Genomic DNA, 19,502 nt, shown 5'->3' on the forward strand with positions numbered 1-19,502 from the left:
TGAGGCCACCACGCTCCTCGAGCAGCAGCTACGCTGAGCAAAATGCCATCATCGCTTCAAGGATGAGGTGCCCATGCCTGCCTGCCCGCTCTCCCTCGCCCGGCTGTCCCTGGTCATCACCTTTCTGCTCGCCAGTGCCTGCGTCGCCCCGCCCGTCACGCCGCGGATGGACCTCAGCGCCCATGGCCTCGACCAGCGCTTCGCCAACGAACGCCGCCCCGGCGCGCCCTCGATGCCCACGCTGGGCGTGGCCCTGGCCGGGGGTGGCACCAAGGCCGCAGGGTTCTCGCTCGGCGTGCTCAAGGGTTTGGTGGCGTCCGGGCAGATGGCGCACGTGCAAGTCATTTCCTCGGTGTCCGGCGGCAGCTACGCCGCCTATTGGTACTACGCCCGGCTGGTGCTCGACGACCCGGCCTTCGAGCAGGACGTGCCCACCCGCGAGGCCTTTCGCAAATCGATGTTCCTCGATTGCCTGCCCTCGCGCTACCAGGGCGTCAATGGCCCGTCCGAGGAGCACTGGGCGCTTGGCTACCCGCCGCCGTGCCCACAGCCGAACAACACCAACCTGCTGATGATCTCAGCGGACAAGACCTACAAGGACGCCGGGCAACGCCAGCACGACCAGATGAACATCGACCGCGCCCTGGCCGCCCTGAACCGCCCCGAACTGGGCAAGGACCCCTACCGTGCGCAGAACTACCTGCGCGGCTACCAGGACATCTTCAGCACCGGCCGCAATCTGTTCGGCGCCCATGCCTTCGACTACAACACCACCGAGGATGACCTGCGCTTCATCAATGAAACCGTAGAGATGATCCCGCTGATGCTCGGCTCGATCGTGCTCAACAGCGTGGCCAACCTGGCGTTCGACTGGAACATCAACCTGTCGAGCACGCAGCACGCCTACGCCAAGGGCATTGAGCGCACCTACGGGGCCAGCGCGCCCGACTGCGAGCTGCAGCCCGATGCCTGTATCACCACGCTGTTCGGCAACAGCGTGCGCCTGCAAGGTGACACCCGCCGCGCACTGAGCTTGAGTTTCGCCCAGTTGCGCCGCGCCTACGAGGTCAAGGGCGCGCCACTGTGGATCATCAATGCCACGGCGGGGGAGGACCGCAGCGTGCTCGACCGGCACGGGCAGATGGACTTTGCGCTGTCGGCTTTCGAGATGGGGGCTTACCAGTATGGGTCTGGGCTATATGGCTACCGGACCGGCCAGCTCGACGGGGTCACCCCGGCCAGGGCCGTGGCGGCCTCCGCGGCGTTCCTCGACTCGCAGCAGAAGGTCAAGGCCGAGCCGCCGTGGCGCAATCTCGGCAATGCCTTGCTGAAACTGGCGGCACAGGATTGGGGGTTGTCGGTGCGCAACCCGCGCTACACCAGCGACACGCTGTTCTACCTGCATCACCTGCTGCCGTTCCCGCTCTACCATGCCGACCGACTGGCCGATGCCAGCCACTCGACCTACCTGCACCTGTCCGATGGCGGCATGTCGGAAAACCTCGGGGCCTATGCGCTGGTGCGCCGGCGTGTGTCGACCCTGATCATCTCCGACCATTCCATGGACCGCGCAGGGTGGATGGCCGATATCTGTCGACTCAAGGAGGGCCTGGAGGGGCAGGGCCTGAGCTTGCTGTTGCCGGGCCTGAGCAGCCTGGAAACGCAGTGCCGGGTGGTCAAGCTCGAGGCCACCGGCTATGACATCCATGCCTGGGAGCACCCCGTGTTGGTCGGCTGCATCGTGCCGCAGGCGTTGGCCGGGCAGGGGTGCGAGCGGCTGCCGGAAAACCGCCGGGACGGCCCCTACAGTGCGCGGGTGTTCGTCATCAAGCCGTCGCTGGGCATGCCCTCGATGCGCGAGCATGTGCGTGCCATTGGCCAGGCGTGCGCTGGCAGTAGAGATGCTGAGGATTGCCTGGACGCCGTGCGTGCGGCGTGCACCACACCCAACAGCCTGCATGACGGCAGCCCGCTGTGGCGCGGGGCGGCGGCGGCGCCGTGCGAGGTGTTTGGTTTCATCGGCAAGAACTTTGGCAAGCGTGGCGGTACGGCCAGTGATGGATGCCCCCACTACCCGCAGTACAACACCGCGACTGTGACCCTCGATTCCTCACCCTGGATCTATGGCGCCATGCGTGAGCTGGCGGCCTATTACACGGCGCGCATCCGCTGGTTCTTCCCGGAGGGGGGCGCGGTCGATGCGCAGCGTTTCGCCGAAGAATTGCGCTACCAGCGCCAGCACCCGTTGCCACTGTTGGTGGATGCCAGCCTGCGTAGGTCGAAGGGCGTGCCGGCGTGTCTGTTCGAGCCGCGGGCCCTGCCGGCCAAAACGATCTGAGCCTGGGGTCGGGCAGGAGAGCTTTGTTGTTGCTGCCGGCCCTATCGCGGGGCAAACCCACCACAAACCCCTGGCCATTCGTCAACGCTTTCACCGTTTCACACCCGCTGACCCCCACCCATTCGCCGACCTTCATGACCTTTCACAAGGTTTCACAGCAGTGGCCGGCGCCCCCTGCCTAACATGGATCCCGTGCCAGAGAGCTGACCGCCCTGACGCACAGAACTTCCGTTGGCCGCGCCGCGGCCCATGAACATCCCACCCCCAGAAGGAGATTCACGATGAGCAACGTTCCTCCAGCAAGCGCCGGTGGCGGCGCCGATGCAGCCATCGCCAAGATGGAAGCCACCTTCAACATGGCCATTGAGAAATCGGCCAAGATCACCGAGCTGACCACCGCCAAGAAGGCCGAGCTCGACGCCACCAAACAACGTCCGCAGAACTGACGTTGCCATGCGGGCGGTGCCGGCGCCGCCCGCATATCCATTACCCCGAAGAATTCCCAGCCAAGGCCGCTGACGCTTCACCGTCGGTGGGCTTCACGGTGGTAATCGCCCATGACCGCGCTCACATCCCTGACCTCCGTGACCGACCGCGCCACCCCGGCTGCGCCCGTGCTTTGCGTCACCCACGGCCTGCATCAGGGCGGGCGTATTCGTCTGGACGCCACCCGGTACACCCTCGGCAGCGCACTCGATGCCGACTTCATTCTCAACGACCCGGGCATCGCGCCCCGGCACCTGGTGTTGCGCCTGGCCGATGGCAAGCTTGCCGTCGAAGCCCTGGGCGGCGAGGTGCGGGTCGAAGACCGCCAGGGCCGAGCTGTTCTCGTCCCGGCCGGCAGTGGCTACCGTGGCCAGCTGCCCCTGCGTATTCAACTCGGCGAGGCGCGCCTGAGCATCGACCTGGACGCCCCGGTCCGCGCGCCAACCCCTGTATTGCCCCGTTGGCTGGCCAAGCCGCGCCTGCTGCTGGCGCTGGGGCTGATGGGCATCTGCGCCATGGCCTTCGCCTTCCGCGCCGAGCCGGCCAAGCCCCAGGCCGTGGCCGCCGCGACTGCGCCCAGCACACCGCGGCCGGCACCGATCGCCCAGGCCCGGCAGTGGCTGGAGCAACAACTGCTCGCCGCCGGCTTCAAGGGCGTCACGCTCACCGAGGTGGACGGCCAGTTGCTCGCCGAAGGCCGCCATGAACAGGCGCAGAACGCCCGTTGGGTGGCCTTGCGCCAGGCCTTCGACCAACGCTTCGGCCAGCAGGTGCTGCTGCGCAGCACGGTCAGTGCCCAGGCCGAAACGGCCAAGCCGCGCGTGCACTTCCAGGCCGTGTGGTTCGGCGACAACCCCTACGTGATCGGCGACGGCGGCAAGCGCCTGTACCCCGGCGCGGCCGTGGCCGATGGCTGGGTGCTGGAGCGCATCGACAGCGAGCAGGTGGTGCTGGCGCGGGGTGACGAACGCTTCACCCTCACGCTATGAGGATCGACCCGCGGCCGTTGCTGCCGACCCCCTCCGAGAAAACCCCCGCCGTCGAGGCCGTGCGCCCGCTGCAGGCACGCCCCAACGCGCGATTCGATGCGCTGCTGGGCAAGCGCGAGGTGGCCAGCCGGCGCTCGCTGCGCAGCGAGCTGGAACAGGCCTGCGCCAGCGAAGCGCTCAACCCCGAACTGTTCAGCGGCACCCGTGCGCTGGACATCCTGCACTACCTGCTCGACGAGGTCCTGCCGATGCTCGACGCGGAACCAGAAATCCGCCTGCTGGCCGAAGACCTGCTGCGCGAAGAAGTGCACCTGCGCCAGTCGCTGGAGCAGCAACGCGCCGAGGTGCACGAGCCATGAGCAGCCCACGCCAGGATGGCATCGACCTGCTCAAGGGCCTGGGCGACCTCTACCGGCGCAGCGGCCAGCCCCAGCGCGCGCTGGTGATGCTGCTGATCGCCGCGCACATGGCGCCCAGCGACGGCGCGCTGCTGCGCCACCTGGCCATGGCCTTCACCGACAGCGGCGATGCCGCGCGGGCGCTCAATGCCCTGGACCGGGTGATCGCCCTGGAAGGCGAATCGCCCGGCCTGTTGCTGCTGCGCAGCCACGCCCTGTGGCGCGGGGCGCGCAAGGACGAAGCGCGGCAGTGCTTCAAACGCTACCTGGCCGCCCGGAGGGCAACCCCATGAGCCCGCTCGCACGCCTGAACGGCCTGGCCCAGGCCGCCTCCCAGCGCACCGACGTGATCATCGTGTCGTTCATGCTGATGGCCATCGCCATGATGATCATCCCGCTGCCGACCTACCTGGTCGACACGCTGATCGGCCTGAACATCGCCCTGAGCCTGCTGGTGCTGATCGTCGCTTTCTATATCGCCCACTCGGTGGAGTTCTCGGCGCTGCCGCCGCTGATCCTGCTGAGCACGCTGTTCCGCCTGTCGCTGTCGATCACCACCACGCGCCTGATCTTGCTCAACGGCGACGCCGGGCACATCGTCAAGGCGTTCGGCGACTTCGTCATCGCCGGGCAGGTGGTGGTCGGCCTGGTGGTGTTCCTGATCATCACCGTGGCGCAGTTCGTGGTCATCACCAAAGGCGCCGAGCGTGTCGCCGAGGTGGCCGCGCGCTTCACCCTCGACGCCATGCCTGGCAAGCAGATGAGCATCGACAACGACCTGCGCAACGGTGACATCGACCAGGCCGAGGCGCGCCGCCGCCGCTCGCGGTTGGAGCGCGAGAGCCAGATGTTCGGCGCCATGGACGGGGCGATGAAGTTCGTCAAGGGCGACGCTATCGCCGGCCTGGTGATCCTCGCGGTGAACTTGCTCGGCGGCATGCTGATCGGCATGGTCGAGCGCGACATGCCGTTCGGCACGGCGGTGCACACCTACTCCCTGCTCACCGTGGGTGACGGCCTGATCGCGCAGATTCCCGCGCTGCTGATCTCGGTGGCGGCCGGTACGGTGGTCACCCGGGTGAACAGCGATGGCGCCAGCGGCGACCTGGGCAGCGAGATCATCCGCCAGCTCGGCGCCAGTCACCGCGCCCTGGCATTGACGGCGTTGATCCTGCTGGGCGTGAGCCTGCTGCCGGGCTTCCCGGCGCTGGTGTTCATCGCCCTGGCCGCGCTGCTGGGCGGCTCGGCCTTCCTGCTCAAGCGCCGCGAGACGCGTGCGGCGAATGTGGTGGCGGTGGACGAGCTGCCCGTCGAGGCCGCCGAAGCGGCCCCGCTCGAACCCGCCGCGCCAACGTCCAAGCCGCTGGATTGCCGCCTGCTGCTGGTGATCGGCCCCGGCCTTGCCGCCAGCGCGCCCGAGCAGCCGCTGCGCCAGCGCTTCGAGGCGCTGTGCCACGAACTGCGCGGCGAGCTGGGCATCGAGGTGCCGCTGGCGGCGATTCACGTCGACCCGAAACAGGCCGCCCAGCGCTTCGTCATCGAACTCGAAGGCGTGCCGGTCAGCGAGGGCGAACTGCCCGCCGATTGCCTGCTGCTGCGCGACGACCCGGTCAACGCCGAGCTGCTGGACATTCCGCTGATCGACGCCGAATCGCCGCTCTCCGCCCGCGGCGGGCAGTGGATCGCGCGGTCGCACCAGGCACGTCTGGAGCAGGCCGGCGTGGGCTTCCTGCTGCCCGAGGAGGTGCTGCGCGCCACCCTGGAACGCACCCTGCGCCGCTACGCCGCGGACTTCCTCGGCATCCAGGAAACCCGTGCCCTGCTCGAAGGCATCGAGGCCAGCTACGGCGAACTGATCAAGGAAGTGCTGCGCAACCTGCCGCTGCAACGCATGGCCGAGGCCCTGCGCCAACTGGTGGGCGAGGGCGTGTCGATCCGCAACCAGCGCGCGCTGCTCGAGGCCATGGTCGACTGGGGCGGGCGCGACGCCGACGCCCTGCACCTGGCCGAACACCTGCGCGCAGCCCTGGCCCGGCAGATCAGTCACCAGCACGCCGACCGCAACCGGGTGATCAGCGCCCTGGTGCTGGCCCCGACGCTGGAGCAGCAACTGCGCGGCGGCCTGCGTCGCCAGGATGGCAGCCGCGAGGCGATTCCCGAGGCGGCCAACCGCGCCTTGCTGGCGCAACTGCGCGAGGTCTGCGAGCGCTTGCCCGACGACCGCCGCACGGTGCTGCTGGTGCACCCGGAACTGCGCAGGCACCTGCGCCGCCTGGTGCTGCGCGGCGACTTCGAATTGCCGGTGCTGTCGTTCCGCGAGCTGGCCGGTGAGTACAACCTGCAGGCCGTCGGCACCCTGGAGCCCGGCGACACCCCTCAACGGCGCAGCGCCAGCGGCGCTTCGGTCACCACCATGGCGAGTGCTTCATGAACCGTTCTTCGCGTATTGCCGTGCATTTCTGCCTGGGCCTGCTGGGGCTGGCCTGGTCGCTGCTGAGCGTCGCCCAGGAGCTGGCGGTGGGCAGCCGTGGCACCCTGGACCTGGCCGCGGGCGAGGGGCGCATCCTGCACTTCCAGGCGCCGGTGGCCTCGGTGCTGGTGGCCGAGCCTGGCGTCGCCGACTTGCAGGTGGTGTCCGCCGGGGTGATCTACGTGTTCGGCAAGGCGCCGGGGCAGACCAGCCTGATCGCTCTGGACGACGCCGGCAAGCAACTGGCCAGCCTCAGCCTGTCGGTCAACAGCAGCACCCAGGCGGTCAGCCGCCCCTTGCAGGACCTGCACCCGAACAGCAGCGTGCAGGTCAGCGCGGTGGGCAACCAACTGGTGGCCAAGGGCGCGGTGCAGGATGTGGCCCAGGCCGCCGACCTCAATGCCCTGCTCGACAACCAGGGCCAGGTGCCGGCGCTCAACGGCGCGACCTACCCAGGCTCGGCGCAGGTCAACATCCGCGTGCGCTTCGCCGAGGTCTCGCGCTCGGAGCTGTTGCGCTACGGGGTGAGCTGGAACGCGCTGTTCAACAACGGCACCTTCTCGTTCGGCTTGCTCACCGGTGGCCGGCTCGCCGCCGACGCCGCCAGCGGCGCGTCCAACGTGATCAGCGCGGGGCTCAGCTCCGGCAACGTGAACATCGACGCCATGCTCGAAGCGCTGCAGAGCAACGGCATCCTGGAGATTCTCGCCGAACCCAACATCACCGCCATGACCGGGCAGACCGCCAGCTTCCTCGCGGGTGGCGAGGTGGCCGTGCCGGTGCCGGTCAACCGCGATTTGGTGGGCATCGAGTACAAGCCGTTCGGCGTGTCGCTGCTGTTCAGCCCGACCCTGCTGCCGAACGGGCGCATCGCCCTGCAGGTGCGCCCGGAAGTCAGCAGCCTGGTGGGCTCGGAAACCACCGACGTGGGCGGCTACCGGGTGCCGTCGTTCCGTGTGCGGCGCGCCGACACGCGGGTGGAGGTGGGCAGCGGGCAGACCTTCGCTATCGCCGGGTTGTTCCAGCGTGAGAGCAGCCAGGACGTGGAGAAGGTGCCGATGCTGGGGGACATGCCGATCCTCGGCAACCTGTTCCGCTCCAAGCGCTTCCAACGCAACGAAACCGAACTGGTGATCCTGATCACCCCGTACCTGGTGCAGCCGGTGCGCCAGCGCGACCTGGCCACGCCGCTGGATGCCTTGCCAGGCGCCACCACGGCGTCGGCGGGGCCGCGCAGCGGCGGCAAGTTCGGCTTCTACGTGAATTGAGTGGGGTGGGCATGCAAACCTTGAATCGAACCCTGTTGCAGCCTTGGCCGTGCATCGCCGTCCTGCTGGCCCTGCTCAGCGGCTGCCAGACCCACCTTGAGCCCGTGTCCTATTCCGGCGACTTCCAGCGCCAGGCGCAGAGCGGCGTGCTGCTGCCGGTCGAATGCCTCAAGCCCGCCGCCAAGGATCAGTTCGACCTGGGCGAAGACTTCGTCCCGCTGCTGCCCCCTGGCTGCGCCAACAACCTGACCCTGATGCGCATGGTCGAGCAACCCGCCGACCTGGCCCAGGGCCGGGTGACCGGCGCGACCATGGCCGCCCCCGTGGGCCGCGCCGCGCAGGTGTACATCGAGGGCTACGACCGCGCCGAGCTGCGCCGTCGCCAGGACGAACAACAGGCGCGGGTCGACCGCCAGGAGCGCCAATGAAGCCGCTAGCGCCCGTCCACCAAACCGAGGGCGCGGGCCTGGGCCTGCGCGTCGGGGAGCGCCTTGATGCGCCGCGCCTCGGCCAGCAGGGCCTGGCGCTCGTCCGCCGAAAGGTCGTCCAGGGCCAGGCCGGAAACGTCCTGCTCGTGGCCGGCCAGCACGGTCACCAGCAGCATGTTGCGTTGGTGGCGGGGCAGGGCGCGGGGCGACTGGCCGACCGGGCGCAGGCTGTCCAGGGCGCGTTGCGCCTGGCCATCGAGGGCGTAGGCCAGGGCCAGGTTGCAGCGGCTGTCGAGGTCGTCCGGGGCCAGGGCCAGGCTCTTGGCGAACGCCGCCTGGGCCGCCGAGGCCTGGCCGCGCAGGATCTGCGCCACGCCCAGGCGGTTCCAGGCGGCCGGTTGGTCGCCGCGCTCGGCGGCCTGGGTCAACGCCGTGACGGCGCGCTCCAGCTTGCCCAGGCGCAACTGCGCGCTGCCCAGGCCGAGCAGCGCGTCGGCATCGTTCGGCCGGGCCTGCAGCGCTTGCTGGTAGGCGCGTTCGGCAGCGCGCGCATCGCCCCCGGCAAGGGCCGTTTCGCCCAGCTTGAGCCAAGCTTCGGGGTGGCTGCCCGGCTGCTGCGCGGCGTTCTCGTAGAGCGCGGCGGCCGAGGCGTTGTCGCCACGTTTTTGCAGGTCGCCCGCCAGGTGCATCAGGCGCTCGTAGCCTGCGTCGGTGGCGGGCGGTTGGCTGGAACAGGCGGCCAGCAGGGCGCTGGCGAGCAACAGCAGGGTGGACGGCAAACGGTTCGGCATGGGCAGGACTCGGCCGGGCGACGGGACGCCCATTCTAGCGACTTGGCCGACAAAGGCGACCGCCCTTCATACGATTTCACAGCTGTGAGCCGGCGCCTGGCGCTGGCCACGCTGCTGGCCGCCAGCCTGTGCCTGCCGGCCCACGCCGAGGTGCCGCTGGACGGCCCGGACTGGTTCGCCGAGCCCTACGCCTACGCCCTGGTCGACCAGGACCTGCGTGGCGCCTTCAGCGAGTTCGGCCACAACCTCGGGCTGATCGTGGTGCTGTCCGAGAAAGTGCGTGGCAAGGCCCGCAGCCCGTTGCGCAGCGACACTGCCGGCGACTTCATCACCCGCCTGTGCGCCAGCAACGGCCTGGGCTGGTACTTCGACGGCAACATCCTCTACATCAACACCGACGACGAAGTCGCCACGCGCTTGATCCACCGCCGCCCGGGCCTGGACCCGCAAGCGCTGCACGAATACCTCGCCGAGCTGGACGTGAAGGGCCCGCAACTGTCGCTGCGCCAGGGCGCCGGTGGCGACGAGCTGTACGTCTCCGGCCCGCCGGCCTACCTGAGCATGATCCAGCAGCACCTCGACGCCCAGCCGCAGCCTGCCGCCGAACAAGCACGCGCTCCCGCACCCGTGGCCCAGGCCCGGGGCATCCGCGTGTTCCGCGGCGCCAGCGTCAGCGACCACTGAAAACCCACCCCAAGGAGAGCCACCATGGCCGTTACCCCCATCGACACCGCCGGCGCCACCCCACCCAGCGCCGAAGCCAAGTTCCAAGCCGCCCTGGACAAGTCGCAGGACGAACTCAGCGACGAGGACCTCACCACCGCCCTGGCCAACAACGCGGTCACCGTCGGCGGGCAGTTCATCATCATGCCCAAGGTGCAGGAGATCCTGAACGAGGCCATGTCCTCGGAAGACGACGAAGAGTAACGGCCATGACCGTCAGCCTTGCGAGCTCGGCGGCGCTGCCGCCCGCAGGAGGGCAGGGGGGGCCGATGGCCTCCCAGAACCTCTTCGAACACATGGCCGGCAACGCCAAGGGCATGCCCGAAGGCGCCAGCCCCCACCAGATCGGCGAGAGCCTGATGCAGCGCCTGGACGGTTTCATCGACCGCTCGCGCTCCTTCGCCGAGCGCGCCGAATCGCTCACCCGCGCGGGCGTGCAACCGCCGCTGGCGGCCAACCCGCCGACTTCGTTCGCCACGGTGAGCGGCGAGGGCGCGCGCAAGGTCGGCGACCCCCAGGTGGACCAGATCGTCCAGTCCCTGGGGCGGATGTTCGACTACTCCATCGAAACCCAGATGGTGGTGCGTGGCGCGACCCAGGTTTCCGGCTCCGCCAACACCCTGCTCAAAGGACAATGAAGCCATGGCCCGCCGTACCGTGCGCCTGTTGATCGTCATCGCCATGGCCTGCCTGCTGCAGGCCTGCGACATGGACCTGTACAGCAACCTCAGCGAGCGCCAGGCCAACGCCATGCTCGCGGTCTTGCTGCGCGAGGGCATCCCCGCTTCACGCAAGGTGCAGGACAACGGCCAGTTGAAGATCGTGGTCGACGAGCGGCGGTTCGCCGAGGCCATGGCCCGGCTCGACGAAGCTGGCCTGCCGGGGCAGTCGTTCTCCAACCTGGGCGAGGTGTTCAAGAGCAACGGCCTGGTGTCGTCGCCGGTGCAGGAGCGCGCGCAGATGGTCTATGCGCTGAGCGAGGAGCTGTCGCACAGCGTCTCGCAAATCGACGGCATCGTCTCGGCGCGGGTGCACGTGGTGCTGCCGGACAACGACCTGCTCAAGCGCGTGATCTCGCCGTCGTCGGCCTCGGTGCTGGTGCGCTACGACGCCAACACCGACATCAACCCGCTGATCCCGCAGATCAAGACCCTGGTGGCCAACGGTATTTCCGGGCTGGGCTACGACGGTGTCTCGGTGACTGCGATCAAGGCCGCCAGCGCGCCGCGCGACGCTGACAACCAACCCCGGCTGACCCGCTTCATGGGCGTGTGGCTGGTGGAGGAAGACCTGACCCGCGCGCGCCTGTTGGTCGGCGGCGGGCTGTTGCTGGCCTTGGCCCTGGCCGGGGTGCTCGGCTGGCAGCAGTGGAGCCAGCGCCGCGCCCGGGCCCTGTACCGCCTACCGGAGGCCTCATGAGCCTGGAGCATTGGCAGGCGCTGCTGGCCCAGCCGCTGGCCTTCATCGACCCTCGCCACCTGCGCACCTGCTTCGCCGACGATGTGCTGCCGGCACGCATCCAGGCACTGGCCACGGCGCCGCGCTTCCAGGCCCGGCTGCTGGCCTTGCTGATGCGCGAGCAGCAGTTGCAACCGTTGGCGCAGGTGCCTGCGCCCGCCACGGCAGACCTGCCCGTGCTGCTGCTGGCCCCCGACGCCTTCGCCCGCCTGCCGCGCCTGTGCGGGGCCATCTGGCATGGCGCCGCGCTGGGCCGGGAGATCCGCCGCGAGGCGGTCGAGCGCCTGCGCCAGGCGCTGGGCCACGAGGTGTTCAACCTGGCCCTGGCGCACCGGCAATGGAGCGGCGCCATGGACCTGCTGCGCCAGCCCGACGACCTGCTGACCGCCATCGACGCCGACGGCGCGCGCAGCGTGCACGCCTGGCTGCAAGCGCAACCCGATGCCCTGCGCGACTGGCTGCGCTTGCGCCTGCCGTTGCCGCCGGTCGAGCCGTTCTCGGCGACCCTCGACCCCGGCCTGGTGCGCCGGGTCGCCGGCCTGTTGGCCAAGCCGCTCGAAGAGGTGACCCCATGAGCCAACTGCCAAGCCGCCCGGCCGCGCGCATCCTGCGCGCCGCCGAGGCGCAACTGTGGACCGACGGCCACGCCTACCTGCAAGCCGCCCGCGACGAGGCCGAGCGTGTGCGCGACGACAGCGCCCAGTGGCTGGACCAGGCCCGCGCCGAGGGCTTCGAGCAAGGCCGGGCGAAGGGGGCCGAGGCCATGAGCGCGCTGCTGGCGGAAACCAGCGCCCAGGTCGACGCCTACCTGGCCGGCCTGGAAAGCGCCTTGGCCGATCTCGCCCTGGGCATCGCCCGCGAAGTGCTGGAGAGCCTCGGCGACGCCGAGCGGGTGATCCTCAGTGCGCGCAAGGCGCTGCTCGCCTTCCGCCAGGACCAGGCCCTGACCCTGTACGTGCCGCGCGCCGAGGTCGAAGCGGTGCGCCGCCACCTGCGCGAGGCGCCCGAGGCCCTGGCGAGCGTTACCGTGGAGTCCGACGACCAGTTGCACCCCGGCCAGGCGCGCCTGGGCAGCCCGGTCGGCTCGGTAGAGCTGGGCCTGGAGGCGCAGTTGCAAGCCTTGCGCCGCAGCCTGCTGCCGTTCGCCGAGGTGGCGCCGTGAGCCTCGAACAGCTGCTGCCGCGCTTGCAGGCGCGCCTGGGCGAGGCCCGCCCACGGCCGATGAAAGGCACCATCCGCAGCATTCGTGGCGTGCTGCTGCGCGCCAGTGTCGCCGGGGTGCGCATCGGCGAACTGTGCCGCCTGCACGACCCCTCCAGCGGCCGCGCGCTGGCGGCGGAGGTGATCGGCTTCGACGGCGACGAGGCGATCCTTTCGCCCATCGGCTCGCTGGAAGGGCTGTCGACCCGCACCGAGATCACCGCCACTGGCGAGGCCATGGGCGTGAGCGTCGGCGACGCGCAACTGGGTCGGGTGATCAGCCCCATGGGCGACTACCTCGACGGCGACCGCCAACCCCCCACCGGCCCGCTGACCCGCTACCCCTTGCAGGCCGAGCCGCCCGAGCCGTTCGCCCGCCAGGTGATCGAGCAGCCGCTGGCGGTCGGCGTGCGCGCCATCGACGGCCTGCTGACCCTGGGCCGTGGCCAGCGCATGGGCCTGTTCGGCGAGCCGGGCGTGGGCAAGTCGTCGCTGCTGGCGAGCATGGTGCGCAACACCGATGCCGACGTGGTGGTGATCGGCCTGATCGGCGAGCGTGGCCGCGAGGTGCGCGAATTGCTCGACGTGCAGCTCGACGCCCGGGCCCGCGCGCGCACCGTGGCGGTGGTGGCGACCTCCGACCGGCCCGCCGCCGAGCGGGCGCGGGCGGCCTACGTGGCCACCGTGCTGGCCGAGTACCACCGCGACCAGGGCCGCAACGTGCTGCTGCTGATGGACAGCCTGACCCGCTTCGCCCGCGCCCAGCGCGAGATCGGCCTGGCCGTGGGCGAGCCACCGACCCGGCGCGGCTACCCGCCGTCGTTCTTCTCCGCCCTGCCGCGCTTGCTGGAGCGCGCCGGCCCCGCCGCGCGCGGCAGTATCACCGCGTTGTACACGGTGCTGACCGAAGGCGACGCCGCCACCGACCCGGTGGCCGAGGAGGCGCGCTCGATCCTCGACGGCCACGTGGTGCTCAGCGCCGACCTGGCCCAGCGCAACCACTTCCCCGCCATCGATGTGCTGCGCAGCCGCAGCCGCCTGATGGAGCAAGTGGCCGGCACCGAGCAACGGCGCCTGGCCATGCGCATGCGCGAGCTGATGGCGCGGCGCAACGACATCGAAATGCTGATCCGCATCGGTGAATACGCCGCCGGCAGCGACCCTCTGGCCGACGAGGCGATCGCCCGCCACGCGGCCATCGAAAACTTCCTGCGCCAGGCCGCCGACGAACCGAGCGGCGCCCGGCAGACCCTGGAGCACATGCGCAAGGTGTTGGCATGAACGAGGAAAACCGATGAACGTCCACGACCTGAAGAACCTGCAAGCCCTGCGCGAACTGCGCGAACAACGCGCCTCCAGCCAACTGGCGGCGCAGCGCCAGCGCTGCCGTGAAAGCCACGCCGCGCTCGACGACGCCCGCGAGCGCCTGCGCCAGCACCGCGAGGCCTCGGCGCGTGAAGCCGAGAAACTCTATGGCCGCTTCAGCGAGGGGCTGTCGGTGAAGGCCTGGCTGGCGGTCGAGTTGCGCCTGGCCGAGCTGGAGGACGACCAGCAGTCGCTGCTCGGCAGCCTGGATGACGCCCACCAGCGGCACGCCGAGCAGGAAGCGTCGCGCGAGACCCTGCGCGTGGCCCACGCCGCCCGCCAGCGCCAGGCCGATGCCTGGGACGCCATGGTGCAGCGCCATGCCCAGGGCGAGCGCCGCGCAGGCGAGTTGCGCGAAGAGGCCGACGACCTGTTCGCGCCGCTGTCGGACATCGCCCCTTGAGCGTGCCGACCGAGGCCCTGGCCTTCGCCCAGGCGCTGGAGCGGCACGACCCCCGCTGGCTGCCCTGGCAGCAGCGCCTGCATCGCCCGCGCCAAGCGTGGCAGGGCCAGTTCGACGGGCAGCCGCTGCACCTCGACTGGCGCGCGGGCGAGGGCGGGGAAGGGCGCCAGCACTGGTGGCTGGCGCTGGACGGCGCCCCCGTGCGCCTGAGCGTGCCGGCCCAGGCCATCGAACGGCTCGGCCTGCCCGCCAGCCTGAACCTGCCGGGCCTGGCCAGCGCGCTGCTGCTGGAGCAGGCCCTGCTGCCGCTGATCGAGCCGCTGGAGCGTTTGCTGGCGCTGCCGCTGCAGGTGCTCGACAGCACGCCCGCCGCCGTCCTGGCGCCGCTGCACCTGGACCTCACCCTGACCGTGGGCGGCTCCGCGCTGGCAGTGCGCCTGGACAGCGATGCCGTTGGTTGGTCGGTGCTGCTCGACGCCCTCGATCAGCACACCGTTCCCGCCCCCCACGACCTCGGCGCCTTGCCGCTGTCGCTGCACGCCGACGGCGGCGAGGCCTGGCTGACCCTGGCAGAGCTGCGCAGCCTGCTGCCGGGCGACGTGGTGATGCTCGACCCCTGGCCCGACACCCAGGTGTGCCTGCGCCTGGGCCGGCAACTGTTGCTCAGGGCGCAGCGCGAAGGCCATCGCCTGCACCTGCTTGAACACCCCAAGACCTTGAAGGAAGCCACCATGAGCGAAGCCGGCGACAGCCCGCTGGACAGCAGCCTCGATGAGCTGCAATTGAAACTCACCTGCCAGGTCGGCAGCGTCGAGCTGAGCCTCGCCCAGTTGCGCGAACTCGGCCCCGGCAGCGTGCTGGAGCTGGCGCCGCGCCTGCACGAGGGCGTCGACCTGGTGATCAATGGCCGACGTGTCGGCCAGGGCCAGTTGGTGAAGATCGGCGACGGCCTGGGCGTGCGCCTGCTGAGCTTCGCCGTGTCATGAGCGGTTACCAGCCCAACCTGATCGAGATCATTCTGGTCGTCGCCTCCATCGGCCTGATTCCGCTGGCGGTGGTGACCCTGACCGGTTTCCTGAAGATTTCCGTGGTGCTGTTCCTGATCCGCAACGCCCTGGGCGTCCAGCAGACGCCGCCGAACCTGGTGCTGTACGGCATCGCGCTGATCCTCTCGGTATACGTCACCACGCCATTGATCGGCGACATGTACCGCGCGGCCCAGAGCCATGGCTTGCAGATGGAGAACGCCGAGCAGGTCAAGGAACTCGGCCAGGCCTTGCGACCGCCGTTGCAGGCGCACTTGTCGCGCTTCGCCAACGAGAGCGAGCGCGGCTTCTTCGTGCAGGCCACCGAGAACGTCTGGTCGCCGGAGGCGCGCGCCGACCTGCGCGACGACGACCTGGTGGTGCTGATTCCGGCGTTCGTCAGCTCCGAGCTGACCCGCGCGTTCGAGATCGGCTTTCTGCTGTACATCCCGTTCCTGGTGGTCGACCTGCTGGTGTCCAACGTGTTGATGGCCATGGGCATGTCGATGGTGTCGCCGACGTTGATCTCGATACCGCTGAAGCTGTTCCTGTTCGTGTCGTTGAGCGGCTGGTCGCGCTTGATGCACGGGCTGATTCTGAGCTACGGGAGCTGAACCATGGGGCAGGACGTTTTCCTTTCACTGATGAAACAGGCGCTGATGACCGTGCTGCTGCTGTCGGCGCCGGCGCTGGGCGTGGCGATCATCGTCGGCCTGAGCGTGGGCCTGTTGCAGGCGCTGACGCAGATCCAGGACCAGACCCTGCCGCAGGTGGTCAAGCTGGTGGCGGTGCTGCTGCTGATCGTCTTCGTCGGGCCGTTGCTGGCCGGGCAGGTGGTCGGCCTGGGCAACCAGGTGCTCGACAACTTCGCCTTGTGGACGCGCTGAGGGCCCATGGACGCCGCGCTGGTCAACCAGTTCCTCGAAGTCGCCTACCCGACCATCGGCTCGGCGGCCCTGGCCAGCGCCCGGGCCATGGGCGTGGTGGTGATCACCCCGGCGTTCAACCGCCTGGGCCTGACCGGCATGATCCGCAGCTGCGCGGCGGTGGCGATCTCGGTGCCGATGTTCGTGCCGGTGTTCTCGGCCTTCACCAGCCTGCCCGAGCATGGCGGCTTCTGGCTGCTGGGGCTGCTGATCAAGGAGTTCCTGGTGGGGCTGGTGGTGGGGCTGCTGTTCGGCATCCCGTTCTGGGCCGCCGAGGTGGCCGGCGAGCTGATCGACCTGCAGCGCGGCTCGACCATGGCGCAATTGGTGGACCCGCTGTCGTCAGGCGAGTCGGGGGTGATGTCGACCTTGCTCACGGTGATGCTGATCGCGCTGTACTTCATGTCGGGCGGCTTCATCCTGATGGTCGACGGCTACCTGCACAGCTACCAGCTGTGGCCGGTGAGCGACTTCACGCCGCTGTTCGCCAGCTCCGCGCTGCCGGCGGTGCTGGCGATTCTCGACCAGGTGATGCGCATCGGCGTGCTGATGGTCGCGCCGCTGATCATCGCCCTGCTGGTCACCGACCTGATGCTCGCCTACCTCTCGCGCATGGCGCCGAGCCTGCACATCTTCGACCTGTCGCTGCCGGTGAAGAACCTGTTCTTCGCCCTTCTCATGGTGGTGTACATCGGCTTCCTCATCCCGGTGATGCTCGACCAGCTGGCCGAGTTCCGTGGCACGGTGGAGGTGCTGAAGAACCTGGTGGACGCCGGCGATGGCTGACACCAGCGAAGAGAAATCCCAGCCGGCCACGGACAAGAAGCTCAAGGACGCGCGCAAGAAGGGCCAGGTCGCCAAGAGCCAGGACCTGGTCTCGGGCATGGTCATCCTGTTCTGCACCTTGTGCATCTCGATCATGGCGCCGCGCGCCAAGGCCCAGGTCAGCGCACTGGTCGACCTGGTCGCACAGATCTACGTCGAGCCCTTCGCCAGCGTCTGGCCACGGGTGCTGGACACTGCCGAGCAACTGTTGATCAGCATCACCGTGCCGGTGATGGCGGTGACCGTGGTGGTGGTGATCCTGACCAACCTGGTGACCATGCGCGGCGTGGTGTTCTCGGTCGAGCCGCTCAAGCCCGACTTCAAACGCATCAACCCGGCCGAGGGGTTCAAGCGCATCTTCGCCTTACGCAACGTGGTCGAGTTCATCAAGGGGCTGGTCAAGGTGCACCTGCTGGGGCTGGCGTTCTACGTGGTGGGGCGGCATGCGTTGCAGGCGCTGATGGAGTCGTCGCGGTGCGGGCCGGAGTGTTTGCAGGCGACCTTCTTCCTGGTGCTCAAGCCCTTGGTGTTCACCGTGCTGGCGGCGTTCCTGCTGCTGGGTGCGGCGGACGTGATGATGCAGCGCTGGCTGTTCGGGCGCGACATGCGCATGACCCGCAGCGAGCAGAAGCGCGAGCGCAAGGATGTCGACGGCGACCCGTTGATCAAGGGCGAACTGCGCCGCCAGCGCCAGGAGATGCAGGCCATGGCGACCAAGCTGGGGCTGGGGCGGGCGTCGTTGGTGGTGGGCGTGGCCGGTGGCTGGGTGGTGGGGTTGCGCTATGTGCGCGGCGAGACCCCGGTGCCGGTGGTGGTGTGCCGGGCCGAGCCGGAGGAGAGCGCGCGGATGCTGGCCGAGGCGGCGGGGTTGGGGATCGCCCATGCGATGGATGGGCGGCTGGCGCAGGAGCTGGCGCGGCGCACGGTGGCGGGGGACCCGGTGCCGGACAGCACGTTCCAGGCGGTGGCGGACCTGTTGGTGGCGGCGCGGTTGATTTGAGCTGTAGGCCTGCGTTGGCCTCATCGCGTGACAACCCCGCTCCACAAGTGCACAGCCGTCCATGATAGCGGTGGTGCACTTGTAGGAGCGGGCGCCCCGGGACCACGGGCAACGCCCGTACCATGTACCGCCGAAGGTCAGCCCGGCTGCGCCACCAACCGATTGCTCACGCTACGCCCCAGCACCAGCACCGTGGCGAACCCGCAGCCCACCAGCGCCGTGGCCAGGCTCAACAGCACCGAGCTGCCCAACTGGTCGACGATGCGCCCGCCAAAGAACGAACCCAACGCGATGATCACCTGGAACATCGCCACGAACAGCGGCATGCCGCGCTCGACATCCTTGGGCGCCACCACGAACATCCACACACTGGCGCACGCCGGGAACGCGCCGAAAGCGAAGCCCCACAGCGCGATCAGCATCGCCGCGCCGACCAGGCTGGTGGCGAAGTACGGGAACAGGGCCGTGCTGACACCGATCAACAGCGCCACCAGCAACAGCGTGTAGCGCACGCTGCGGTTGGCCGCGAACCCGGCAAAGATATTGCCCACCACCCCGGCCGAACCATAGAGCAGCAACAGCGAGCCAATGGTCGGCCCATCGAACCCGGCGCTTTGTTTGAAGAACGGCGCCACGTAGGTGTACGCGGCAAAGTGCGCCAGCCCGATCAGCAGCACCGCGATCAGCCCCACCCGCGCTTGCGGGTTGATGAACAACGCTGGCAGGTCACTGACGCGAATGGCCTTGTCCGGGTTCAGCCGCGGCAGCAGGAACACCTGCGCCAGCAGCACCGGCACGCCCACCAGCGCGGTGACCAGGAAGGTCATGCGCCAGCCCATCAGGCCACTCAGCCACGTGCCCACGGGCACCCCGAGCACGGTGGCCAGCGTCACCCCGACCATGATGATCGACGTGGCCTGCGCGACGCCCACCCCCTTGGGCGCCAGGCGCCCGCTCAAGGCAATCGCCGTTGCCCAGAAGCCACCGATGCTGATGCCCAGCAGCACGCGGCCGACCAGCAGCACGTTAAAGTCGCTGGCGTAGGCCACCATCGAGTTGGCGATGATCATGATCAGCGTCAGGCCGATCAACAGGTAGCGGCGGTCCATCGCGCCGATGCCCACCGACAGCAACGGCGCCGCGAGCGCGGCCATGATGCCGGGCAGGGTGACCATCAGGCCGGCCTGCCCGGCGCTGATGCCCAGGTCGCTGGCGACATCGTTGAGGACGCCGACCGGGAGGAATTCGCTGGTCACCAGGGCGAAGGCGCCCACCGCGACCGAGAGAATCGCCAGCCACTGCTGCTTGACGCTTTGCTGGCTATGTTCAGGGAGGCCGCTGGGGGCCTGGTCGATGCTTGGCATGCTGGGTTCCATAGAGGGAGGTCGCCTGCGGGCAGGCGGGGAGAG

General features: G+C 69.3%; 23 protein-coding genes. 21 read left to right on the forward strand and 2 right to left on the reverse strand.

All coding sequences use genetic code 11. The features are described 5' to 3' along the window. The first annotated feature begins 73 nt into the window (after positions 1-73). The 8 genes from P0Y43_RS20395 (at position 74) to P0Y43_RS20430 (ending at position 8,377) form a co-directional block, all read left to right on the forward strand. Positions 74-2,338, forward strand: coding sequence for a patatin-like phospholipase family protein (locus tag P0Y43_RS20395; protein ID WP_275639076.1), 2,265 nt, complete (start codon positions 74-76; stop codon positions 2,336-2,338). Positions 2,339-2,619: 281 nt separating this feature from the next. Continuing rightward, on the forward strand, positions 2,620-2,784 hold the full coding sequence (locus P0Y43_RS20400; RefSeq protein WP_275639077.1) for a hypothetical protein: 165 nt from the start codon (positions 2,620-2,622) through the stop codon (positions 2,782-2,784). 111 nt (positions 2,785-2,895) lie between these two features. After that, positions 2,896-3,813, forward strand: a complete 918-nt coding sequence (locus P0Y43_RS20405; RefSeq protein WP_275639078.1) for a SctD/MshK family protein — start codon at positions 2,896-2,898, stop codon at positions 3,811-3,813. Continuing rightward, positions 3,810-4,172, forward strand: coding sequence for a hypothetical protein (locus P0Y43_RS20410; RefSeq protein ID WP_275639079.1), 363 nt, complete (start codon positions 3,810-3,812; stop codon positions 4,170-4,172). The genes P0Y43_RS20405 and P0Y43_RS20410 overlap by 4 nt, the downstream gene beginning before the upstream one ends. After that, positions 4,169-4,504: a tetratricopeptide repeat protein gene (locus P0Y43_RS20415; protein ID WP_275639080.1), complete on the forward strand. Its 336-nt coding sequence runs from the start codon at positions 4,169-4,171 to the stop codon at positions 4,502-4,504. Before P0Y43_RS20410 ends, P0Y43_RS20415 begins: the two co-directional genes overlap by 4 nt. Next, on the forward strand, positions 4,501-6,642 hold the full coding sequence (gene sctV / locus P0Y43_RS20420; RefSeq protein WP_275639081.1) for a type III secretion system export apparatus subunit SctV: 2,142 nt from the start codon (positions 4,501-4,503) through the stop codon (positions 6,640-6,642). Before P0Y43_RS20415 ends, sctV begins: the two co-directional genes overlap by 4 nt. Continuing rightward, positions 6,639-7,949, forward strand: a complete 1,311-nt coding sequence (locus P0Y43_RS20425) for a type II and III secretion system protein family protein (protein WP_275639082.1) — start codon at positions 6,639-6,641, stop codon at positions 7,947-7,949. The genes sctV and P0Y43_RS20425 overlap by 4 nt, the downstream gene beginning before the upstream one ends. A gap of 11 nt (positions 7,950-7,960) precedes the next feature. Beyond that, entirely contained in the window at positions 7,961-8,377 is a 417-nt protein-coding gene (locus P0Y43_RS20430) for a hypothetical protein (RefSeq protein ID WP_275639083.1), read from the forward strand. 5 nt (positions 8,378-8,382) lie between these two features. Here the strand turns inward: P0Y43_RS20430 and P0Y43_RS20435 are convergent, their stop codons facing one another. Then, on the reverse strand, positions 8,383-9,168 hold the full coding sequence (locus P0Y43_RS20435) for a tetratricopeptide repeat protein (protein ID WP_275639084.1): 786 nt from the start codon (positions 9,166-9,168) through the stop codon (positions 8,383-8,385). An 84-nt stretch (positions 9,169-9,252) separates the two neighbouring features. Between P0Y43_RS20435 and P0Y43_RS20440 the strand changes: the two genes are divergently transcribed. The 13 genes from P0Y43_RS20440 to P0Y43_RS20500 are packed head-to-tail and all read left to right on the forward strand — an operon-like array spanning position 9,253 to position 18,093. Then, on the forward strand, positions 9,253-9,852 hold the full coding sequence (locus P0Y43_RS20440; protein WP_275639085.1) for a type III secretion protein: 600 nt from the start codon (positions 9,253-9,255) through the stop codon (positions 9,850-9,852). A 24-nt stretch (positions 9,853-9,876) separates the two neighbouring features. After that, the gene (locus tag P0Y43_RS20445; protein WP_275639086.1) at positions 9,877-10,095 is read left to right on the forward strand and encodes a hypothetical protein; all 219 of its coding nucleotides are present in this window, start codon (positions 9,877-9,879) and stop codon (positions 10,093-10,095) included. 5 nt (positions 10,096-10,100) lie between these two features. Beyond that, positions 10,101-10,529 (forward strand): hypothetical protein, encoded by a 429-nt coding sequence (locus P0Y43_RS20450; RefSeq protein ID WP_275639087.1) that lies wholly within the window; start codon positions 10,101-10,103, stop codon positions 10,527-10,529. A 4-nt stretch (positions 10,530-10,533) separates the two neighbouring features. Then, on the forward strand, positions 10,534-11,310 hold the full coding sequence (sctJ, locus tag P0Y43_RS20455) for a type III secretion system inner membrane ring lipoprotein SctJ (protein ID WP_275639088.1): 777 nt from the start codon (positions 10,534-10,536) through the stop codon (positions 11,308-11,310). Beyond that, on the forward strand, positions 11,307-11,924 hold the full coding sequence (locus P0Y43_RS20460) for a type III secretion protein (protein WP_275639089.1): 618 nt from the start codon (positions 11,307-11,309) through the stop codon (positions 11,922-11,924). The genes sctJ and P0Y43_RS20460 overlap by 4 nt, the downstream gene beginning before the upstream one ends. Next, on the forward strand, positions 11,921-12,511 hold the full coding sequence (locus P0Y43_RS20465) for a FliH/SctL family protein (RefSeq protein ID WP_275639090.1): 591 nt from the start codon (positions 11,921-11,923) through the stop codon (positions 12,509-12,511). Before P0Y43_RS20460 ends, P0Y43_RS20465 begins: the two co-directional genes overlap by 4 nt. Continuing rightward, positions 12,508-13,830 (forward strand): FliI/YscN family ATPase, encoded by a 1,323-nt coding sequence (locus P0Y43_RS20470; RefSeq protein WP_275639091.1) that lies wholly within the window; start codon positions 12,508-12,510, stop codon positions 13,828-13,830. Before P0Y43_RS20465 ends, P0Y43_RS20470 begins: the two co-directional genes overlap by 4 nt. A gap of 13 nt (positions 13,831-13,843) precedes the next feature. Further along, positions 13,844-14,317, forward strand: a complete 474-nt coding sequence (locus P0Y43_RS20475; RefSeq protein WP_275639092.1) for a hypothetical protein — start codon at positions 13,844-13,846, stop codon at positions 14,315-14,317. 2 nt (positions 14,318-14,319) lie between these two features. Further along, a complete protein-coding gene (gene sctQ / locus P0Y43_RS20480) occupies positions 14,320-15,303 on the forward strand; it encodes a type III secretion system cytoplasmic ring protein SctQ (protein WP_275639216.1) in 984 nt (327 codons plus the stop codon). Next, positions 15,300-15,956, forward strand: coding sequence for a type III secretion system export apparatus subunit SctR (gene sctR, locus P0Y43_RS20485; RefSeq protein ID WP_275639093.1), 657 nt, complete (start codon positions 15,300-15,302; stop codon positions 15,954-15,956). Before sctQ ends, sctR begins: the two co-directional genes overlap by 4 nt. Positions 15,957-15,959: 3 nt before the next feature. Further along, positions 15,960-16,229 (forward strand): EscS/YscS/HrcS family type III secretion system export apparatus protein, encoded by a 270-nt coding sequence (locus tag P0Y43_RS20490; RefSeq protein ID WP_275639094.1) that lies wholly within the window; start codon positions 15,960-15,962, stop codon positions 16,227-16,229. 6 nt (positions 16,230-16,235) lie between these two features. Further along, positions 16,236-17,054 (forward strand): type III secretion system export apparatus subunit SctT, encoded by an 819-nt coding sequence (sctT, locus tag P0Y43_RS20495; RefSeq protein ID WP_275639095.1) that lies wholly within the window; start codon positions 16,236-16,238, stop codon positions 17,052-17,054. Then, the gene (locus P0Y43_RS20500; protein ID WP_275639096.1) at positions 17,047-18,093 is read left to right on the forward strand and encodes an EscU/YscU/HrcU family type III secretion system export apparatus switch protein; all 1,047 of its coding nucleotides are present in this window, start codon (positions 17,047-17,049) and stop codon (positions 18,091-18,093) included. Before sctT ends, P0Y43_RS20500 begins: the two co-directional genes overlap by 8 nt. Positions 18,094-18,230: 137 nt before the next feature. On the opposite strand, the gene P0Y43_RS20505 is transcribed toward P0Y43_RS20500, so the two are convergent. Then, positions 18,231-19,457: an MFS transporter gene (locus P0Y43_RS20505; protein WP_275639097.1), complete on the reverse strand. Its 1,227-nt coding sequence runs from the start codon at positions 19,455-19,457 to the stop codon at positions 18,231-18,233. Positions 19,458-19,502: the final 45 nt, after the last annotated feature.

The organism is Pseudomonas entomophila (assembly GCF_029193575.1).
GTDB lineage: Bacteria > Pseudomonadota > Gammaproteobacteria > Pseudomonadales > Pseudomonadaceae > Aquipseudomonas > Aquipseudomonas entomophila_G.

Excerpts from the sequence above, each read along its gene's own strand:
- P0Y43_RS20415 (WP_275639080.1), top strand. The coding sequence starts at position 4,169 with ATGAGCAGCCCACGCCAGGATGGCATCGACCTGCTCAAGGGCCTGGGC.
- P0Y43_RS20405 (WP_275639078.1), top strand. The coding sequence starts at position 2,896 with ATGACCGCGCTCACATCCCTGACCTCCGTGACCGACCGCGCCACCCCG.
- sctJ (WP_275639088.1), top strand. The coding sequence starts at position 10,534 with ATGGCCCGCCGTACCGTGCGCCTGTTGATCGTCATCGCCATGGCCTGC.
- P0Y43_RS20490 (WP_275639094.1), top strand. The coding sequence starts at position 15,960 with ATGGGGCAGGACGTTTTCCTTTCACTGATGAAACAGGCGCTGATGACC.
- P0Y43_RS20410 (WP_275639079.1), top strand. The coding sequence starts at position 3,810 with ATGAGGATCGACCCGCGGCCGTTGCTGCCGACCCCCTCCGAGAAAACC.
- P0Y43_RS20430 (WP_275639083.1), top strand. The coding sequence starts at position 7,961 with ATGCAAACCTTGAATCGAACCCTGTTGCAGCCTTGGCCGTGCATCGCC.
- P0Y43_RS20505 (WP_275639097.1), bottom strand. The coding sequence starts at position 19,457 with ATGCCAAGCATCGACCAGGCCCCCAGCGGCCTCCCTGAACATAGCCAG.
- P0Y43_RS20395 (WP_275639076.1), top strand. The coding sequence starts at position 74 with ATGCCTGCCTGCCCGCTCTCCCTCGCCCGGCTGTCCCTGGTCATCACC.
- P0Y43_RS20425 (WP_275639082.1), top strand. The coding sequence starts at position 6,639 with ATGAACCGTTCTTCGCGTATTGCCGTGCATTTCTGCCTGGGCCTGCTG.
- P0Y43_RS20475 (WP_275639092.1), top strand. The coding sequence starts at position 13,844 with ATGAACGTCCACGACCTGAAGAACCTGCAAGCCCTGCGCGAACTGCGC.
- sctR (WP_275639093.1), top strand. The coding sequence starts at position 15,300 with ATGAGCGGTTACCAGCCCAACCTGATCGAGATCATTCTGGTCGTCGCC.
- P0Y43_RS20400 (WP_275639077.1), top strand. The coding sequence starts at position 2,620 with ATGAGCAACGTTCCTCCAGCAAGCGCCGGTGGCGGCGCCGATGCAGCC.
- P0Y43_RS20445 (WP_275639086.1), top strand. The coding sequence starts at position 9,877 with ATGGCCGTTACCCCCATCGACACCGCCGGCGCCACCCCACCCAGCGCC.
- P0Y43_RS20435 (WP_275639084.1), bottom strand. The coding sequence starts at position 9,168 with ATGCCGAACCGTTTGCCGTCCACCCTGCTGTTGCTCGCCAGCGCCCTG.
- P0Y43_RS20465 (WP_275639090.1), top strand. The coding sequence starts at position 11,921 with ATGAGCCAACTGCCAAGCCGCCCGGCCGCGCGCATCCTGCGCGCCGCC.
- sctV (WP_275639081.1), top strand. The coding sequence starts at position 4,501 with ATGAGCCCGCTCGCACGCCTGAACGGCCTGGCCCAGGCCGCCTCCCAG.
- P0Y43_RS20450 (WP_275639087.1), top strand. The coding sequence starts at position 10,101 with ATGACCGTCAGCCTTGCGAGCTCGGCGGCGCTGCCGCCCGCAGGAGGG.
- P0Y43_RS20500 (WP_275639096.1), top strand. The coding sequence starts at position 17,047 with ATGGCTGACACCAGCGAAGAGAAATCCCAGCCGGCCACGGACAAGAAG.
- sctT (WP_275639095.1), top strand. The coding sequence starts at position 16,236 with ATGGACGCCGCGCTGGTCAACCAGTTCCTCGAAGTCGCCTACCCGACC.
- P0Y43_RS20460 (WP_275639089.1), top strand. The coding sequence starts at position 11,307 with ATGAGCCTGGAGCATTGGCAGGCGCTGCTGGCCCAGCCGCTGGCCTTC.